Raw genomic sequence first — 14,854 nt, forward strand, 5'->3', positions numbered from 1 at the left:
GCCTAGCCGGGCAGCACGCACTCGTAGAAGCGCCGCTGCAGGTCGGCGAACGCCGCGAGGCCTTCCAGGATCCACTCCTGGACGCGCGGCGCCATGTCGCGCGGCACGCAGAAGCGCACGGCGTCCGCCACCGCGGCGAGCCCTGCGCGGTAGTGGCCGATCTCCACCACGGTGTGGAGCGACATCCACAGGTAGGCCGCCGGCTCGCCGTCGAACTTGGCCGAGAGGGCCGCCACGAGTCCCTCGTGCTGGTGGCGCAGGAAGTTGTCGACGAGATTGAATTCCTGGTCGGCATAGAACTCCAGCCCGACGTGGAAGCCGATGGCGCGGCAGACGGTCTCCAGCCGCGCGTCGGCGAAGAAGAGGGTGCGGGCCTCGTCCAGCAGCATCGCGACGGACTGCGGCAGCGGATGCGCCCGGTCGAAGTCGGGGCCGCGCAGCGCGTAGTGACCCAGGACGGCCTTGAAGAACAGCTGCGACAACCGCTGGTGGACCAGGTTGCCCGCCGCGGTCATGCGGTACTCGTCGTTCGCCGCCTCCGCGACATAGGCGGAGAGGCAGGCATTCCGGCGGCGGCAGAACTCCTCCACGTCCGCCGGGTCCGCGAACAGTTCGGGATGCAGGTGGATCAGCCCCGCCAGGAAAGGCACGCGCGCGGCGAGGGCGTCGTTGAAGTGCAGGAAGCGGTGCAGGAAGCAGACCAGTTCTTCCGTGCCGCGGATGCCCTCCAGCCGCCGCTGCAAGAGGTCGTGGTTGGGCGAACGCTCGATCGCGTGCTCGATGGCGCGACCGAGTCCTTCGGTGCCCGACTCGCCGGCCTCGGGTCCAGCCCATGTTGTCGTAGTCATGGCGGAGTCCCTCCCTGCAACAGGTATATCTTTGCAGTGGTGACGGGTCAAGGCGCGCCCGGCCCGCCGCTTCGCGCGGGACGGCCCGCTGTCGCAGGGAGGGTGCGCCCTCTAGCCGCGCAGGCCGGGCCCGTGCACGCTAGCAGCGCGCGACGTGCGAGCCCTGCGTCTGCTCCAGCACACCTTCCATGAGTTCATTGCAACTGCTCTTACATACGGAGATGTATGCGCTGGCGAAGCTGGCGCCGGACGCCCCGCGCCCCGACTGGGCACGGGGACGGTTCCACTGCGTGAGCCGCAGCGCGCGCGAGTGGAGCGTGATCGCCGAAGCTTCCTGTGTGCCGCCCGGATGCACGGCGCAAGGCGGTTTGCGCTGCCTGGAAGTCGACGGCGAGTTCAGCCTCGATGCCGTGGGCGTCGTGGCCACGGTGAGCGCGCCGATCGCCGCGGCGGGCATCAGCCTTTTCCTCGTGTCCGTCTGGAGCGCCGACTTCGTGTTCGTCGCGCAAGCGGACCTGGAGCGCGCGCTTGCCTCCCTGCGCGCCGCGGGCCATGCTGTGCGGGACCTCATGGCCTGAGCGGAAAGGAACGACGGTGCTGGCAGAGCCCGAAGCCCTTGTGCTGTCCCGCAGCGACTCCGAGCGGCCACGCTCGCGCCGGCTTGCACGCATCGACGCATGGCTGGCGCGCGCGCTGCAGTATCCGGAGGACGCGTTCATGGTGCGGCGCTTCGCGGTGCTGGCGCTCAGCGCCGCCTTCGCGGCCTGGGCGCTGTTCCATCGCTCCTGGTGGGCGGTACTGCTGGTCTACCTGGCCATCCTCGTGCAAGGCGAGACCCTGGGCCTGTTCATGCACATGCTCAGCCACCGCCGGTTGTGGCGCCGGCCCTGGCGCTTCCTCGACGTGATGCCCACCTGGCTGGTGTCGCCCTGGCTGGGCGAGCCGCCCTTCCTGTTTGCCACGGAGCACGTCGTCAACCACCACGCGCACGACAACGGCCCGCGCGACCTCAGTTGCACCATGCCTTACCAGCGTGACAGCTGGGGCGAACTGGGGCGCTACATCGGCCGCTTCCTGGCGGGCCGGACCGGCGCGGCCGGCCTGTCACGCATGCTGCGCAGCCGCGGCAGCCCGCGCGCGGTGCGGCGCTTCCATGCCGGCCAGCTGCTTTTCGCTGCGCTGTTCCTCGGGATGCTGTGGGTGGACTGGGTCGCGGCGCTGCTGCTCGTCGCGGTGCCCTATGTTTTCGTGCAGGCCGCCAACCGCGCCAACAACTGGACCGAGCACGCCTTCATCAACCCGGATTGCCCCGGCGACCCGCTGGGCAACGCGTACACGATCGTCGACAGCCCGTTCAACACCCGGGCGAGCTACAACGAGGGCTACCACGCGACGCACCACCGGCATCCGGGACTGCCCAACCACTTGTGGCCGCAATCGTTCCGCGATGAGATCGACGCCTATCGCGCAGCGGATCACCTCGTGTTCCGTGGCATCAGCAGCAACGACATCTTCTTCCTGCTGATGGGCCGCGACTACCGCGCGCTCGCCCGGCACTACGTGCCCTGGCCGGACCGGCCGCGCTCCGAGGACGAGGTGGTGGCGATGCTCCGCCAGCGCGTCGCGCGACTGCCATGACGGCAAGCACGCACCCCGTCACCCTGGGCAGCCGCCTCACCGTCGACGACGTGGTGCGGGTTGCCAGGCAGCATGTGGCCGTCGCGCCCCTGGGCCCTGAAGCCGTCGCAAGGATGCAGCGCAGCGCGCAGTGGGTCGAACAGGTCGTGCGGGACGTGGCCGGCGGCTCCAGCCACCGCGCCTACTACGGCATCAACACCGGATTCGGGGCCCAGGCGGGCCGCAGCACGCTGGGCAGCCCTCACCTGACGGAGGTCCTGGGGCGCAACCTCATTGCCAGCCACTGCGTGGGAGTCGGCGCCTGGCTGCCCGAGGAAGCAGTGCGCGCCACCCTGCTGGTGCGTGCGCAATCCCTGGCGCAGGGTTTCTCCGGCGTGCGGCCGGAACTGGTTGCCAAACTCGTCGCCATGCTCAATGCCGGCGTCTACCCCGCGGTTCCGGAGCAAGGTTCGCTGGGTGCCAGCGGCGACCTCGCGCCGCTGGCCCACATCGCGCTGATGATGACCGCGCCGCCTGCTGCCGGAAGCGGCGACGCCCCGGTGGACGCCACCGACGGCGAGGCCTTCGTCCGCTGCGCTGCGCTGCCGGGCGCAGCGGTCGACCGGCTGCACATCGACGAGGACTACGAGAGCGGCACGCAAAGCGTCTGGCAGCGGGTGCCGGGTGCACAGGCGATGCGGGAGGCCGGCGGCCAGATCGCGCTGCGTGCCAAGGAAGCCCTCGCCCTGCTGAATGGAGCCACGGTCTCGGCCGCGCTTGCCGCGCTCGTCGTGCGCGACATGGCCAACCTGCTGGCGAACGCGGAACTCGCCGTCGCCGCGTGCGTGGAATGCATCGGCGGCTTCCGCGACCCCTTCTTTCCGCAAGTGCACGAGGCGCGCGGGCATGAAGCCGCAGGGCGGGCGGCGCGCAACATCCTCGGCTACCTGGAAGGCAGCGAGCTCGCGGACCCGGGCGATCTCCACACGGACCCGCAGCGGGTCCCGCCGCAGGACCCTTACTGCGTCCGTTGCGCGCCGCAGGTGCTCGGCACCGCGGAGGACACGCTGGCGCTGGCCCGCCGGTGGGTGGAGATGGACCTGAACGCGGCCACCGACAACCCGCTGGTGTTCCCCGCGCTGGCGCGCGACTACAAGGCGGTGTCCGGCGGCAATTTCCACGGTGAGCCCATCGCCCTGGCCATGGACTTTCTGGCCATCGCGGCCACCGAGGTGGCGAGCCTGTCGGAGCGGCGGATGTTCACACTTTGCGAGCTGCCGGCGCAACGGTTCCCCGAGCAGGCGGGCAACCGTTTCCTCATCGCGGAGCCGCGGCAGACCGCGGGGCTCAACTCAGGCCTGATGATGCTGCAGGCGACCGCCGCTGCCCTGGTCTCGGACTGCAAGGTGCTCGCGCACCCGGACAGCGTGGATTCCATCCCTTCCTCCGGCAACCAGGAGGATCACGTGAGCATGAGCCTCAACGCCGCCCTGCACGCCCGGAAGGTCCTGAGGAACGCCGAGACCGTCGTCGCCCTCGAGCTCCTTTGCGCGGCCCAGGGCCTGCATTTGCGGACGTCCACCGGACCGGGTGACGGGGGAAAGCCGGGACGTGGCGGCGCGGCGGTCCGCGACGTCCTGCGCAAGAGCGGATGGGAACCCGTCGAACGGGACCGCGTCATGCAGGAGGACATCCGGCTCGCCATCAGGCTCGTGCGCAGCGGCGCCTTCCTGCAGAGGCGGACGGGGACAACGTTCCCCAGCGAGGAGCACCCATGATGACTTCGATCCGAAGGGGCATCACACGCCGGCGCCTGGCCTGGATCCTCTGGATCGCGGTGACGGTTGTCGGCCTGTGCGGATCGTCGAGCGCCTCCGATGGCTTGCAGGACATCTGCACGGCGCGCGGTGGGGTCTCCTAGGCTGCGCGCAGGTGCTTGCCCATCAAGCCGGTCATCTCGAACATGGTGACCTCACGCTTGCCCATCACCGCCAGCAGCTTGTCGTCGCAGAGGATGTTGCGCTTGTTGGCGGGGTTCTGCAGGTTGTGCGCCTTGATGTACTCCCACAGGCGCTTCGTCGCCTCCGTGCGCGGCAGGGGTTCGGGGCCGATCACGGCCGCCAGCTCGGGGCTCGGCTTCAGCGCCTTCATGAAGGCGGAGTTCTTGCTGCTTGTTTCGGCTTGCGTCATGCACTTACTCTGGGCAAAGTGGGCAGCATACTCGCACCCGGCCTGGTTGCTGCAGGGCTTGAGACGAGTTTGTATCCGCGCGGCGAGTTCGCTCGAAAACGTCGGCGCGCTTCACTAGAATCGCGGTACCCCGGGATTGCCGGGGCATCAACAAGCATCACTCAACATGGCAACTGCAAAGAAGACCAAGGCGGCCGCTCCGAAGAAGGCGACCCAGACCGCCGCTCCGAAGAAGGTCGCCAAGACCGCCGCCCCGAAGGCGTCCCGCGCTGTCGCGAAGCCTGCGGCCGGCACGATGAAGCCGATCAAGGAGTCCCTGAACAAGACCGGCCTGGTGAACCACCTGGCGCAGTCCGCCGGCGTCGAACCGAAGGCGGTCAAGGCCGTCCTGTCCGCTCTGGAAGGGACCGTGCTGGCTTCCGTCAACAAGAAGGGCGCTGGCGCATTCGTGCTGCCCGGTCTGCTGAAGGTGACCGCGGTGTCCGTGCCTGCGAAGAAGGCGCGCAAGGGCATCAACCCGTTCACCAAGGAAGAGACTGTCTTCAAGGCCAAGCCGGCGACGGTGAAGCTGAAGGTGCGTCCCCTCAAGAAGCTGAAGGACGCAGCGCTCTGAGCGGGCTCGATCGGTAAGGGAACGGCCGCCGCGAGCGGCCGTTTTTCATTCTTCAGCGGCCGTTCCCGCCGCCGTGATCTCCGCCACCTCCGCCGGAGTCGTCCGGCTCCAGCTCGCGCACCTGCAGCCGGGTTCCGTCCCAATACCCCTCCGCACTGACTGCGGCACCGACGGCGGGCAGCGCCTTGCCGGCCGGCAGGACGAGCTCCAGGACACGGCCGTCGCGCGCCAGCAGGCGCGCCACGCGGCTCGCCGCATCGACCGCCTGGATCGTGCCGGAGAGTTCCAGCACCGCCCGGTCCGGCGTGGCGCCGGGGATCGTGACCTTGCGCGCCATCACGCCGTCGGCCCGCTGCACACCTTCCACCTCGACGAAGGTGCCGACGGTGAGCCCAGCCGCGCTTGCGCCATCGAAAGTTGCCGTCGACGCATCGACGGCCTGCCCGCGCACGACGAAGCTCGTCGTGCCGGTGACGGTCGTGATGGAGCCGCGCAACTGCGCGCTGCGTCCTCCCGGCGCCAGCGTCTCCACGCGCGCCGCATCGAGCCGCCGGCCGTCGTCGCCGGGCGCGCGGCCCTCCACCGTGAGGTAGCTGCCTTCGCGCACTGCATCGCGCTGCGCCTGCGGCAGCGCCGACAGGTCCACGTCCACGCCCTGCACCACGGCATGGTTGCCGGCCAGCACGTGCACGGCGCCGCTCACGCGCAGCGAGGAAGTCGCAGCCGGCGCCAGCAGCGCCACGGCGGTGGCCTGCCAGCTCGCCGGCAGTTGGGTCGTCCAGGGCACGATGGCGATCACCGCCGTGCCGGGGCTCAGCGTCGGCACGCCCACGGCGCCGGACACGTCCAGTGGCCGGCCTGCCAGCAGCAAGGTCGACCCGCTGCCTTGCTGCAGCGTGCCCGTGACGCGCGCCGGCAGCACGCCCGCGGCGGCGAGTTTCTCGATGCGCGTCGCGCGCAGCTGGTCGCCGGCGCCGGCGCCGCCTTGCAGGACGCCGTAGACCTGCAGCGGGTCGCCAGCGTGCACATCGGCCAGGGTGGTGAAGCCGTCGAAAACGGTCACCGGGCCGCTGCCCGGATCGGCATTCACCAGCACCGGCTGGCCCCCGAGGCTGAGGCGACCCCCGGCCGCATCGACGGCGGCGGCGAAGCCCACGAGCTGCGATTCGATGCGTACGCGCGCAGGCGTGCCGCCGGCGTCGAGACTGACATAGGCGTACTGGCCGATGTGCAGGTCCGAGAGCGCCAGCGATGTGGCGTGCACGAGATCCGGCAGGCTTTCCAGCACGGCCTGGCTGTCGTCGAAGCGCGTGCCTTCCACCACCACGCTGCCCAGGCCCGTGACCGTACCGGCCACGATGCCCGTGCCGCCGGTGCCCACCCCGCCGCCGCCGGCACCGGTGCCTGCGACGTCGGCCCCGCCAATCCCCGCGCCGCCGCCGCAGGACAGCAGCAGCAGCGTGAACACGACCGCCAGCACGCGATGCATCGGCTTCATGGTGTTTCATCCCCTGGGGTGTCGCGATCCGGCGCCGCCGGCTCCCATGGCCCGGACCAGAAGTAGCTGCCGAAGCGCACGCGGCTGCGCGCGTCCGGGCGGTCCTGGTCGGCTTCGTAGAGGCGCGAGGCCGCTTCGATCAGGTCGCCGCGCATCCGCGCCCACAGCGAGCGCGCCACGGCCTGCAGCCGCTCGGCCGATGCGGCCGTGATGCCGGACGCGAACACGCTCTGCTCCAGCGTGGGCTGCCCGCCCAGCACGTTGGAGACGGCCGCGTTCGCGTGGTCCGCGAGGTTCGCGGCCAGCAGGTCGAGCGCTTCCCGCGAGCCGGCCGGCGGCACGAAATCGGGGTGCGCCGGCACGACGAGCTCGCCGCCATCCTGGATCTCCACTTCGGCGATCCCGAGCCGGATCAGCTCCTGCAGCACCGTGAACGGATGCACATCCTGCGTGACGGCGCGCACCAGCGCCTCGAAGGAAGGCGCGGGGCCGGTGCGGGGCAGCGCGCGCGGGCGGCCGTCCGCGCCGGCGCAGGCCGCATCGCTGATCCAGCGCGCGAACACCCGCGCGCTCAGGGCGACGGGCCGCGCCGCGCCGGGGGGACGTCCGGTCACGCGTCGATTGCGCACGTCCTTGCGGTGCACGCCGCTGAGCAGGCTGATGGCGGAGTCGGTGGTGGCCTGGCCGGCGCGTCCGAGTTCCACGACAGCTTCTTCGATGAACAGGGTCTTCAATTCGCCCGACAGTCGCGGGTAGTCGAGGCCGCTGCGTAACAGCAGTCCGATCATCGGCCGCAGCACGGCCGCCACCGCCTGCGCCACCTCATCGGGCGGCAGGGTCGGCGCTGCGCGGGCCGAAGGCTCCAGCGCGACGATCTTCGGCTTGCGGGGCATGGGTGCGGCCTGCAGGGCCGTGGAAGCAAACGCCCCTGCAATTTTGCCGATGGTAACGGCGACTTTCGTTGCATGGAAATTTTTCCCACGTAATCTCCATCCCGACGCGGGAAGGACCGCGCCGTCCAACAGGAGATCGCTCATGAAGGAAACCAAACTCCCGGCCTGGGCCGCGCGGCACCTGTTGCCGGCCGGCCTGGCGCTCGCCGTGGCGGCGGGCCTGGCTGGCTGCGGCGGCGGCGGTGGTGGCGGCGGCGACGGCGGCACCACCACGCCGGCTCCGGCGGCGGCCGCGTCGACCATGTCGTCCGGCGTGATCACGGCGTTCGGCAGCGTGTTCGTCAACGGGCATCGCTTCCACACCGACAGCGCCCGCGTGATCGACGACGACACCGGCGCGGTGAGCACATCCGCCACCGGCCTCGAGGTGGGCATGGTGGTCGACGTGAAGCACAAGGGCCGCGACGACGACCCCGAGGCCGAAGCCGAGGAACTGCACACCCACCCGCTGGCGCGCGGCTTCGTCGACGCCAGCGACGCCACGAACGCCACGATCACCGTCATGGGCCAGAAGGTGCAACTGACCTCGGGCACCGGCTTCAGTGACCGCCGGGCCTGCGTCACGGCGGCCACCTCGCCCTGCACGCCGGTCACCAGCGCCAGCGGCCTGGTCGCCACCACGGTCACCGGCACGGGCACCACGACGACGACGCCGGGCAACTACGTCACCGTCAACGGCTTCCTGTTCGACAGCGGCGCGACCCCCACCAGCAGCAACGTGGTCGCGACGCTGGTCTCGGTGAGCGACGCGCCGGCCGGCAACTCGCCCGCCAACTTCAAGGTGGAAGGCGTGATCAGCGTCGCGACCACCGGCACGGGCACCGCCACCGTCACCACTGCCACCATCGGCAACCTGCGCCTGGACCTCTCCAAGGCCGCCTGCCGCGCGGCTGGCGTGCAGGTGAACTGCGCCAACGCCTTCGTGACCGGCGAGGTCGTCTCCGCCGGAGCCACCGCGGCACCGGCCCTGCCCGCCACCGTGCTCGTGGCCGACTTTGCCCGCAAGGTCAGCAAGGCGGCCGTCGAGGACGCCGGCGCCACCGTGGAAGTCGAAGGCGTCGTGTCTGCCGTCACCGGCACCAGCACCTTCGTCGTGCGGGGGCTGGCGATCGATACCTCCGGCCTGCCGGCCGGCACCACGCTGCCCAAGGTGGGGGACGAAGTGCGCGTGGCCGGCACCTTGTCCACCGACGGCAGCACCGTGCAGGCCACCACCTTGAGCGTCGAAGACGAAGCCCGCGAGGCCAAGCTGGCGCTGCAAGGCCAGGCCCTCAATGTCGTCCCGGGCGCGACGACGACCACTTTCACGCTGACGGTGCTTGGCCAGGCCATCACGGTCAACGCCAGCACGCGCCTCAAGGACCTGTCGATTGCCGGCTGGGACCGTCGCGACCCGACGGCCAACCCGTTCAACATCACGACCTTCCAGGCCTACCTGGCGGCGAGCGTCTCCAAGACCGTGCTCGTGGTCGCGGAGCAGGGCACCGGCGCCGCCCTCGTGGCGAAGTCGCTGACCATCCTGCCTGCTTCCACCGTGGCGGCGATCGCCGGTCCGGTGGACGCCAGCCCGGCGCCGGTCAACAGCACCGTGAGCGGCACGCCCACCGTGTTCTTCGTGCATGGCGTGAAGGTCGGTGCCGACCCGGCCGCCGTCACGACGCCAGGCAGGAAGGGCACGACGCCGACACTGATCACGGCCGGTGACCAGGTGATCGCGGTCGGCACCTTCACGGGCGGCGCGATCGTGGTCGGCCCGGTGATCAGCAATGGCAATCGCGTGCTGGACCTCGGCCTGCTGCTGGACGACGACCACGGCGGCGGCCACAGCGACGACGATGGCCACCGCCACAACCGCGGGATGTTCTGAGTCTGCATCGGGACCGCCCGCGGCCTGCGCAGCCCGGGCGGGTTCCTGACAGGTCCTCGGGGGCGTACGATCGCGCGCATGAATGCCGCAAGACGGGGATGGCTCGCCGGGGCGAGCTGGCTGGCCCTGGCGGGCCTGGCCGGCTGCGCCTCGACACCCAGGCTTGACCGCCAGGACGCCTCCTTTCCTCACCCATCACCGATGTCCGACCAGCAGGCGGGCGAAGCCGCGTTCCTCGCCCTGGGCCTGGTCGGCACGCCTTACCGCTATGGCGGCAACACGCCGGAGTCCGGGTTCGATTGCAGCGGCCTGATCGGCTACGTGTACTGGCAGTCGTCCCGGATCGCGCCGCCGCGAACCGTCGCCCAGATCAGCCGCTGGGGGCAGTCCATCAGCGCGAGCGATTTGCGCGCCGGGGACCTGGTGATCTTCGGCAGCGCCGGTTCGCCGACGCACGCGGCCATCCACGCCGGCGAGTCGCGCTTCGTGCACGCACCCAGCACCGGCGGGACCGTTCGCCTGAACGAGTTCCAGGAGAAGTACTGGAAGACGCGGCTGCTGGATTTCCGGCGGGCTTGAGGTTCTTCAGAACGGAGCCACGATGAGCCACTCCGCTCTCGCGTGGAGCGCCGAAGTCCAGGCGCACGTTCCCCAGCGCAGGGATCTGATCGAACTCGCTTGGCGAGCGCCTGACTTGTCCGAGTGGCGCGCCACGCTGGCGAACGATCCCGACGCGAAAGAATGCCTGCAGGATTGGGAAGCATTCATCCGCGAAAGGCGTATCGCGGTGGTGCTGGAACAAGCGATGGAAGAGGGCGACTTTCCCCCCGGGCGGGAACTGGCGGCCTGGCTCGCCGACTGCCCGGCCGAATGGCGCGATCCGGCTCTGCTCTTCGCGCGCTCGGCCCCCACGGACGTCGCCATGTACCTGGCCTGCGCGTGCAGGGTCCTGGTGGGCATCGAACGGGAACGCCGCACCGGGTGCGCAGAGTGGAAGGTCCAGGCCGCCTCCGGGTCCCCGGAGATGCTGCAATCGCTGATGTTCAAGTGGGGCCCGCGCTTTCAGCGGCACCGCCGGAGCTGGTAGCGCGCCGCGCGGGTCGGCGCGGGCGGATCACTCGCCGCCGCGGCCCGGCGCGTGCACCAATGCCATCACTTCCATCAGCGCTTCCAGTTCCACCGGCTTGACGAAGTGCCGGTCGAAGCCCGCCTCCTTCGACTTGCGCCGGTCTTCGGCCTGGCCCCAGCCGCTCACCGCCACCAGCAGCATCTCGCCGCCGCCCGGGGCCTGGCGGATACGCCTGGCTACCTCGTGCCCGTTCAGGTGCGGCAAGCCGATGTCGAGGATGACCACGTCCGGCCGGAACGAGGCTGCGGCGCTGACGGCGGCCAGCCCGTCGTGCACCGTGGAAGTCTCGTAGCCGAGGAGTTCCAGGAACTGCGCCATGGTCTCCGCGCCGTCCACATTGTCGTCCACCACCAGCACCCGCACGCCCTTTTGGTCCGATGCATGCATTGCGTGCGCATCCGCGCGCGGAGCCGCCGGCGCCGGCGCGCTGGACACCGGCAGGCGCACCGTGAACTTCGAGCCCGAGCCTGGCCCCCTGCTGTCGGCTTCCACCTGGCCGCCATGCATCTCCACGAGCTGCCGCACCAGGGCCAGGCCGATGCCCAGGCCGCCCTGCGAGCGTTCCATGGACCGGTCGACCTGGGCGAACATTTCGAACACGCGCGGCAGCTGCGACACCGGGATACCGACGCCCGAGTCTTCCACCGTGACCACCGCGAAGCCGTCCTGCCGGGCCGCCGTCACGGTGATGTGCCCGCCGTCGGGGGTGTACTTTGCCGCGTTGTTCAGGAGGTTGGCAATGATCTGGCACAGGCGCGTCGCGTCGGCGTCCACGAACAGCGTGCGCGGCGGCGGCAGGACGAGCACCAGCTCGTGTCCGCCCGCCGCGATCATGGGCTGGCTCGTCTCCACCGCGTCGTGCACGGCTTTCACCACGTCGGCCAGCTCGATGCGCAGTTCCACCTTGCCCTGGCTGATGCGGCTCACGTCCAGCAGGTCGTCCACCAGGTGCACCAGCTGCGCCAGCTGGCGCCCGATGATGCGGCGGGCCGATTCCTGCACCTGCGCTTCCGGCGCGAGGTCCATGATGTGCAGCGCATTGCGGATGGGGGCGAGCGGGTTGCGCAGTTCGTGCGCCAGCGTGGCCAGGAATTCGTCCTTCCTGCGGTCGGCATCCTGCAGCGCCGCGGCCGTCTGCGCCAGCGCGCGGTCGGCGATGACCCGCTCGGTGATGTCGCGGATCACGTAGAGGACACCGGTCTCCTGCCCGTCGCGATCGTGCAGCACCGAAATCGTCGTCTCGACGTGCGTCTGCGTGTCGTCGGCATTGCGGTGCACCAGGCTGCCGCGGAACACGCCGTGCACGCGCAGCGCTTCGTCGGCCGCCTGGCGGCCTGGCCCCTGCCGCGGCCACACTTCCGTGAACACCTCGCCTTTCAGGCGTCCCAGGGTGGCCGATGCGTCCTTGCCGTATTGCTTCTCGGCCGCCGGGTTCATGAACACCAGGTGCTCGCCGGCGTCGAAAGCCAGGACGGCATCCTGCATCTGCGCCAGCACGTCCTGCCGCAGCCGGTTGGCCGCGGCGTGCGACGAGTCCAGCGTGTAGATGTCGTTGCCGACCACCAGCGCGTCGACGTCGCCCTGCTGGATGGCCGACAGGGTCTCCTCCGCCTCGGCCAGGCGGATGCGCAGTTCCTGCAGCTCGTGCCGCAGCGCGTCCGGGTCGTCGTGTTCGGTCGACATGGCTGGCGGCGGGCTAGGGCTTCAGGTCCAGCCCGTCGAGCAGGCGGGCGGGGTTGGCCATGTCGCCGATGAACCGGCGCACGGGCAGCGGCCAGACGCGCAGCAGCGTCGGCGCCGCGATGACCTGGTCACGGGCGGCGCGCTCCACGTTCTCGGCGATGCCCAGGATCTCCAGTTCGTAGCGGCCCGGCATGTGCGCTTCGCAGAAGGCCCGGGTGTTGACGACGGCGCGCGCCGACAGCGGGGCGGCCGGACTCACCCACAAGCGCAGCCTGCAGGCGCAGTCGTCGCTTTGGGGCCGGGCGTGTTCGGTGGCCTTGCGGACGGTCATGTCTTGCCGGCCGCGAGGGGCAGCAGGTTCAGTCCGACCAGGACGCGCTCCTTGTTCGACAGGTCGCCGATGATCTTGCGGATCGGCGTCGGGAACTTGCGCACGAGCGTGGGCACGGCCAGGATCTGGTCGCCCGCCGCCAGCTTCGGGTTGACCAGCAGGTCGATGACCTCGATGGTGTAGCGGCCGGCCAGGTGGTTTTCGCAGATCACCTTGAGGTTGGCCAGCGCCGCTTCCGACTTGGCCGTCTTGCCGGCGACGTAGAGCCGCAGCTGCCATTCGGCCGCCGCGGGCGCGGCCTTCTTCCGGGGCGTGGTGCCGGTGATCATCGCGCGGACCCCGCTGGCTTGCGCCCCGGCAAGACCGCGGCGTGGGAGGACTTCTGCCTGCCGCTGGCCGCGGCGATGTCGCGCGCGCGCGAGGCGACGCTTTCGGCCTCGAACTTCTCGCGCGCGATGGCGAACTGGAGCTCGCCGGCGCGTTCGTCCGCTTCGGCGTTCAGTGCGGCAATCTGCGCGTCGAGCGCGCGGCGCCGGGTCGCCAGGTCGCGCAGGCGCCTTTCGTGGTCGGTGCCGCGCAGCTGGCTCGCCGCGAGTTCCTGGGCTTCCTTGGCGATCCGCGCCGTCCCGGTCAACACGCGGTCGCCCGAGAGGTAGACGTCGACGAGGTCCACGCCGGCGTCGCTGAAGATGAATTCGCGCACCTGGTTGGAGTGGTACATGCCGCGCGACTTGAGCACCTGCAAGGTCCGCGTCCTCTCGCCGTTGTAGGCCAGGTTGGTGAGCAGCAGCCAGGTGTCCATGAGCGAGGACACGCCGACCTCGGACGTCGCCACCTCGTTCTTCGCGTCCGAGGTCAGGCTGGTGAACATGGCCGTCACGCCCTGCTGCTTGAGGTAGTCGATCAGGCGCATCAGCGTGGGCTTGAGCCCCACGTCGTCGTGCTGGTTGCTCAGGTTGCTGATCGGGTCCACCACGACCACCGAAGGCTTGAAGTCGCGGATCAGCTCGTACATCAGCACCAGGTGCTGCTCCAGCCCGTGCAGCGTGGGGCGCGAGGCATGGATCTGCAGCAGGCCCTGCCGGACCCACGGCGCGAGGTCCAGGCCGATGGAGCGCATGTTGCGCAGCACCTGGCTTTCGGATTCCTCGTAGGCGAACAGCAGGGCCCGCTCGCCGCGCATGCAGGCGGCGTTGGCAAAGCTGGCGGCGATGCTGCTCTTGCCGGTGCCCGGCGTGCCGGACACCAGGATGCTGCTGCCCTTGAACACGCCCTTGCCATCGAACATCTCGTCCAGGCCCGGAATACCCGTGCCCAGGCGCTTGTCCGTCGCCTTGTGGTCCAGCCGCAGCGAGGTGATGGGCAGCACCGACACGCCGGTGGATCCGATGAGGAAGGGGTACTCGTTGGTGCCGTGCGAGGAGCCGCGGTACTTGACGATGCGCAGGCGGCGCGTGGACACCTGGTCGACGATGCGGTGGTCGAGCAGGATGACGCAATCGGCCACGTACTCCTCGAGTCCGTAGCGCGTCAGGGTGCCATCGCCGCGCTCGCCGGTGATGACGGCGGTCACGCCTTTTTCCTTCAGCCAGTGGAACAGGCGGCGCAGCTCGGCGCGCAGGATCGCCTCGTTGGGCAGGCCGGCGAACAGCGCTTCGATGGTGTCCAGCGCCACGCGCTTCGCGCCGATCGAATCGATGGCATGGCCGAGGCGGATGAACAGGCCCTCGAGGTCGTACTCGCCGGTCTCCTGGATCTCGCTGCGCTCGACCCGCACGTAATCGAGCACGACCTTCCGCTGGCGTTGCAGCTTGTCGAGGTCGAAGCCCAGGGACCGCATGTTGTCGGAGAGCTCCTGCGCGCTCTCCTCGAAGGTCACGATGACCCCCGGCTCGTCGTACTCCACCGCGCCGCGCACGATGAACTCGGCGGCGAGCATGGTCTTGCCGCAGCCAGCCGCGCCGCAGACGAGGGTGGGGCGGCCTTGGGGCAGGCCCCCTTCGGTGATTTCGTCCAGCCCCGTGATGCCCGTGGGCGTCTTCTTCAGGGCTTGCGGAGGAGGAGCGCTTTTTGTGGATCGCTTAGCCATCTCGGGACTGGAAGTTGTCGTACGACCCTTATCTTC

Annotated in this window: 16 protein-coding genes; 8 read left to right on the top strand and 8 right to left on the bottom strand. The window is 70.0% G+C overall.

All coding sequences use genetic code 11. The features are described 5' to 3' along the window. Nucleotides 1–2: 2 nt before the first annotated feature. Nucleotides 3–848, bottom strand: a complete 846-nt coding sequence (locus tag HHL11_RS12065) for a hypothetical protein (RefSeq protein WP_169418611.1) — start codon at nucleotides 846–848, stop codon at nucleotides 3–5. A 188-nt stretch (nucleotides 849–1,036) separates the two neighbouring features. Here HHL11_RS12065 and HHL11_RS12070 point away from each other — a divergent pair, with 188 nt between their 5' ends. Genes HHL11_RS12070 through HHL11_RS12085 form a run of 4 tightly spaced genes read left to right on the top strand, consistent with a single transcriptional unit; the run spans nucleotide 1,037 to nucleotide 4,386 of the window. Then, complete coding sequence (locus tag HHL11_RS12070; protein ID WP_169418612.1) at nucleotides 1,037–1,426, top strand: ACT domain-containing protein; 390 nt, start codon at nucleotides 1,037–1,039, stop codon at nucleotides 1,424–1,426. A 16-nt stretch (nucleotides 1,427–1,442) separates the two neighbouring features. Beyond that, entirely contained in the window at nucleotides 1,443–2,486 is a 1,044-nt protein-coding gene (locus tag HHL11_RS12075; protein WP_169418613.1) for a fatty acid desaturase, read from the top strand. After that, the gene (locus tag HHL11_RS12080) at nucleotides 2,483–4,243 is read left to right on the top strand and encodes an HAL/PAL/TAL family ammonia-lyase (RefSeq protein ID WP_169418614.1); all 1,761 of its coding nucleotides are present in this window, start codon (nucleotides 2,483–2,485) and stop codon (nucleotides 4,241–4,243) included. Before HHL11_RS12075 ends, HHL11_RS12080 begins: the two co-directional genes overlap by 4 nt. Further along, on the top strand, nucleotides 4,240–4,386 hold the full coding sequence (locus HHL11_RS12085; RefSeq protein WP_169418615.1) for a hypothetical protein: 147 nt from the start codon (nucleotides 4,240–4,242) through the stop codon (nucleotides 4,384–4,386). Before HHL11_RS12080 ends, HHL11_RS12085 begins: the two co-directional genes overlap by 4 nt. Here HHL11_RS12085 and HHL11_RS12090 read toward each other — a convergent pair. Beyond that, nucleotides 4,383–4,655: an SWIB/MDM2 domain-containing protein gene (locus HHL11_RS12090; RefSeq protein WP_169418616.1), complete on the bottom strand. Its 273-nt coding sequence runs from the start codon at nucleotides 4,653–4,655 to the stop codon at nucleotides 4,383–4,385. The two genes, HHL11_RS12085 and HHL11_RS12090, sit on opposite strands and share 4 nt — an antisense overlap. A gap of 166 nt (nucleotides 4,656–4,821) precedes the next feature. Between HHL11_RS12090 and HHL11_RS12095 the strand changes: the two genes are divergently transcribed. Beyond that, entirely contained in the window at nucleotides 4,822–5,268 is a 447-nt protein-coding gene (locus tag HHL11_RS12095) for an HU family DNA-binding protein (protein WP_169418617.1), read from the top strand. A 52-nt stretch (nucleotides 5,269–5,320) separates the two neighbouring features. On the opposite strand, the gene HHL11_RS12100 is transcribed toward HHL11_RS12095, so the two are convergent. Beyond that, a complete protein-coding gene (locus HHL11_RS12100) occupies nucleotides 5,321–6,766 on the bottom strand; it encodes a DUF5666 domain-containing protein (RefSeq protein ID WP_169418618.1) in 1,446 nt (481 codons plus the stop codon). Further along, the gene (locus HHL11_RS12105) at nucleotides 6,763–7,659 is read right to left on the bottom strand and encodes a DUF6502 family protein (protein WP_169418619.1); all 897 of its coding nucleotides are present in this window, start codon (nucleotides 7,657–7,659) and stop codon (nucleotides 6,763–6,765) included. The genes HHL11_RS12100 and HHL11_RS12105 overlap by 4 nt, the downstream gene beginning before the upstream one ends. A gap of 142 nt (nucleotides 7,660–7,801) precedes the next feature. Between HHL11_RS12105 and HHL11_RS34615 the strand changes: the two genes are divergently transcribed. The 3 genes from HHL11_RS34615 to HHL11_RS12120 all read left to right on the top strand — a co-directional run bounded on the left by HHL11_RS34615 (nucleotide 7,802) and on the right by HHL11_RS12120 (nucleotide 10,673). Next, nucleotides 7,802–9,586 (top strand): DUF5666 domain-containing protein, encoded by a 1,785-nt coding sequence (locus tag HHL11_RS34615; RefSeq protein WP_169418620.1) that lies wholly within the window; start codon nucleotides 7,802–7,804, stop codon nucleotides 9,584–9,586. Between the two features lie 201 nt (nucleotides 9,587–9,787). Continuing rightward, complete coding sequence (locus tag HHL11_RS12115) at nucleotides 9,788–10,165, top strand: C40 family peptidase (RefSeq protein WP_425355195.1); 378 nt, start codon at nucleotides 9,788–9,790, stop codon at nucleotides 10,163–10,165. A 22-nt stretch (nucleotides 10,166–10,187) separates the two neighbouring features. Beyond that, the gene (locus HHL11_RS12120; protein ID WP_169418622.1) at nucleotides 10,188–10,673 is read left to right on the top strand and encodes a hypothetical protein; all 486 of its coding nucleotides are present in this window, start codon (nucleotides 10,188–10,190) and stop codon (nucleotides 10,671–10,673) included. Between the two features lie 27 nt (nucleotides 10,674–10,700). Here HHL11_RS12120 and HHL11_RS12125 read toward each other — a convergent pair whose 3' ends face one another. Genes HHL11_RS12125 through kaiC form a run of 4 tightly spaced genes read right to left on the bottom strand, consistent with a single transcriptional unit; the run spans nucleotide 10,701 to nucleotide 14,818 of the window. Continuing rightward, nucleotides 10,701–12,398, bottom strand: coding sequence for a hybrid sensor histidine kinase/response regulator (locus HHL11_RS12125; protein ID WP_169418623.1), 1,698 nt, complete (start codon nucleotides 12,396–12,398; stop codon nucleotides 10,701–10,703). Nucleotides 12,399–12,411: 13 nt separating this feature from the next. Beyond that, nucleotides 12,412–12,729, bottom strand: coding sequence for a circadian clock KaiB family protein (locus tag HHL11_RS12130; RefSeq protein ID WP_169418624.1), 318 nt, complete (start codon nucleotides 12,727–12,729; stop codon nucleotides 12,412–12,414). Then, nucleotides 12,726–13,058, bottom strand: coding sequence for a circadian clock KaiB family protein (locus HHL11_RS12135; RefSeq protein WP_169418625.1), 333 nt, complete (start codon nucleotides 13,056–13,058; stop codon nucleotides 12,726–12,728). The genes HHL11_RS12130 and HHL11_RS12135 overlap by 4 nt, the downstream gene beginning before the upstream one ends. Next, nucleotides 13,055–14,818 carry a circadian clock protein KaiC gene (kaiC, locus tag HHL11_RS12140; protein WP_169418626.1) on the bottom strand — a complete coding sequence of 588 codons (1,764 nt, stop codon included), beginning with the start codon at nucleotides 14,816–14,818 and terminating at the stop codon, nucleotides 13,055–13,057. Before kaiC ends, HHL11_RS12135 begins: the two co-directional genes overlap by 4 nt. Nucleotides 14,819–14,854: the final 36 nt, after the last annotated feature.

The organism is Ramlibacter agri (assembly GCF_012927085.1).
In the GTDB taxonomy this organism is placed as follows: Bacteria; Pseudomonadota; Gammaproteobacteria; order Burkholderiales; family Burkholderiaceae_C; genus Ramlibacter; species Ramlibacter agri.

Bases quoted from the DNA above. Each gene is read 5' to 3' on its own strand.
- HHL11_RS12065 (WP_169418611.1), bottom strand. From the start codon at position 848: ATGACTACGACAACATGGGCTGGACCCGAGGCCGGCGAGTCGGGCACC.
- HHL11_RS12070 (WP_169418612.1), top strand. From the start codon at position 1,037: ATGAGTTCATTGCAACTGCTCTTACATACGGAGATGTATGCGCTGGCG.
- HHL11_RS12080 (WP_169418614.1), top strand. From the start codon at position 2,483: ATGACGGCAAGCACGCACCCCGTCACCCTGGGCAGCCGCCTCACCGTC.
- HHL11_RS12085 (WP_169418615.1), top strand. From the start codon at position 4,240: ATGATGACTTCGATCCGAAGGGGCATCACACGCCGGCGCCTGGCCTGG.
- HHL11_RS12090 (WP_169418616.1), bottom strand. From the start codon at position 4,655: ATGACGCAAGCCGAAACAAGCAGCAAGAACTCCGCCTTCATGAAGGCG.
- HHL11_RS12095 (WP_169418617.1), top strand. From the start codon at position 4,822: ATGGCAACTGCAAAGAAGACCAAGGCGGCCGCTCCGAAGAAGGCGACC.
- HHL11_RS12100 (WP_169418618.1), bottom strand. From the start codon at position 6,766: ATGAAGCCGATGCATCGCGTGCTGGCGGTCGTGTTCACGCTGCTGCTG.
- HHL11_RS12105 (WP_169418619.1), bottom strand. From the start codon at position 7,659: ATGCCCCGCAAGCCGAAGATCGTCGCGCTGGAGCCTTCGGCCCGCGCA.
- HHL11_RS34615 (WP_169418620.1), top strand. From the start codon at position 7,802: ATGAAGGAAACCAAACTCCCGGCCTGGGCCGCGCGGCACCTGTTGCCG.
- HHL11_RS12115 (WP_425355195.1), top strand. From the start codon at position 9,788: ATGTCCGACCAGCAGGCGGGCGAAGCCGCGTTCCTCGCCCTGGGCCTG.
- HHL11_RS12120 (WP_169418622.1), top strand. From the start codon at position 10,188: ATGAGCCACTCCGCTCTCGCGTGGAGCGCCGAAGTCCAGGCGCACGTT.
- HHL11_RS12125 (WP_169418623.1), bottom strand. From the start codon at position 12,398: ATGTCGACCGAACACGACGACCCGGACGCGCTGCGGCACGAGCTGCAG.
- HHL11_RS12130 (WP_169418624.1), bottom strand. From the start codon at position 12,729: ATGACCGTCCGCAAGGCCACCGAACACGCCCGGCCCCAAAGCGACGAC.
- HHL11_RS12135 (WP_169418625.1), bottom strand. From the start codon at position 13,058: ATGATCACCGGCACCACGCCCCGGAAGAAGGCCGCGCCCGCGGCGGCC.
- kaiC (WP_169418626.1), bottom strand. From the start codon at position 14,818: ATGGCTAAGCGATCCACAAAAAGCGCTCCTCCTCCGCAAGCCCTGAAG.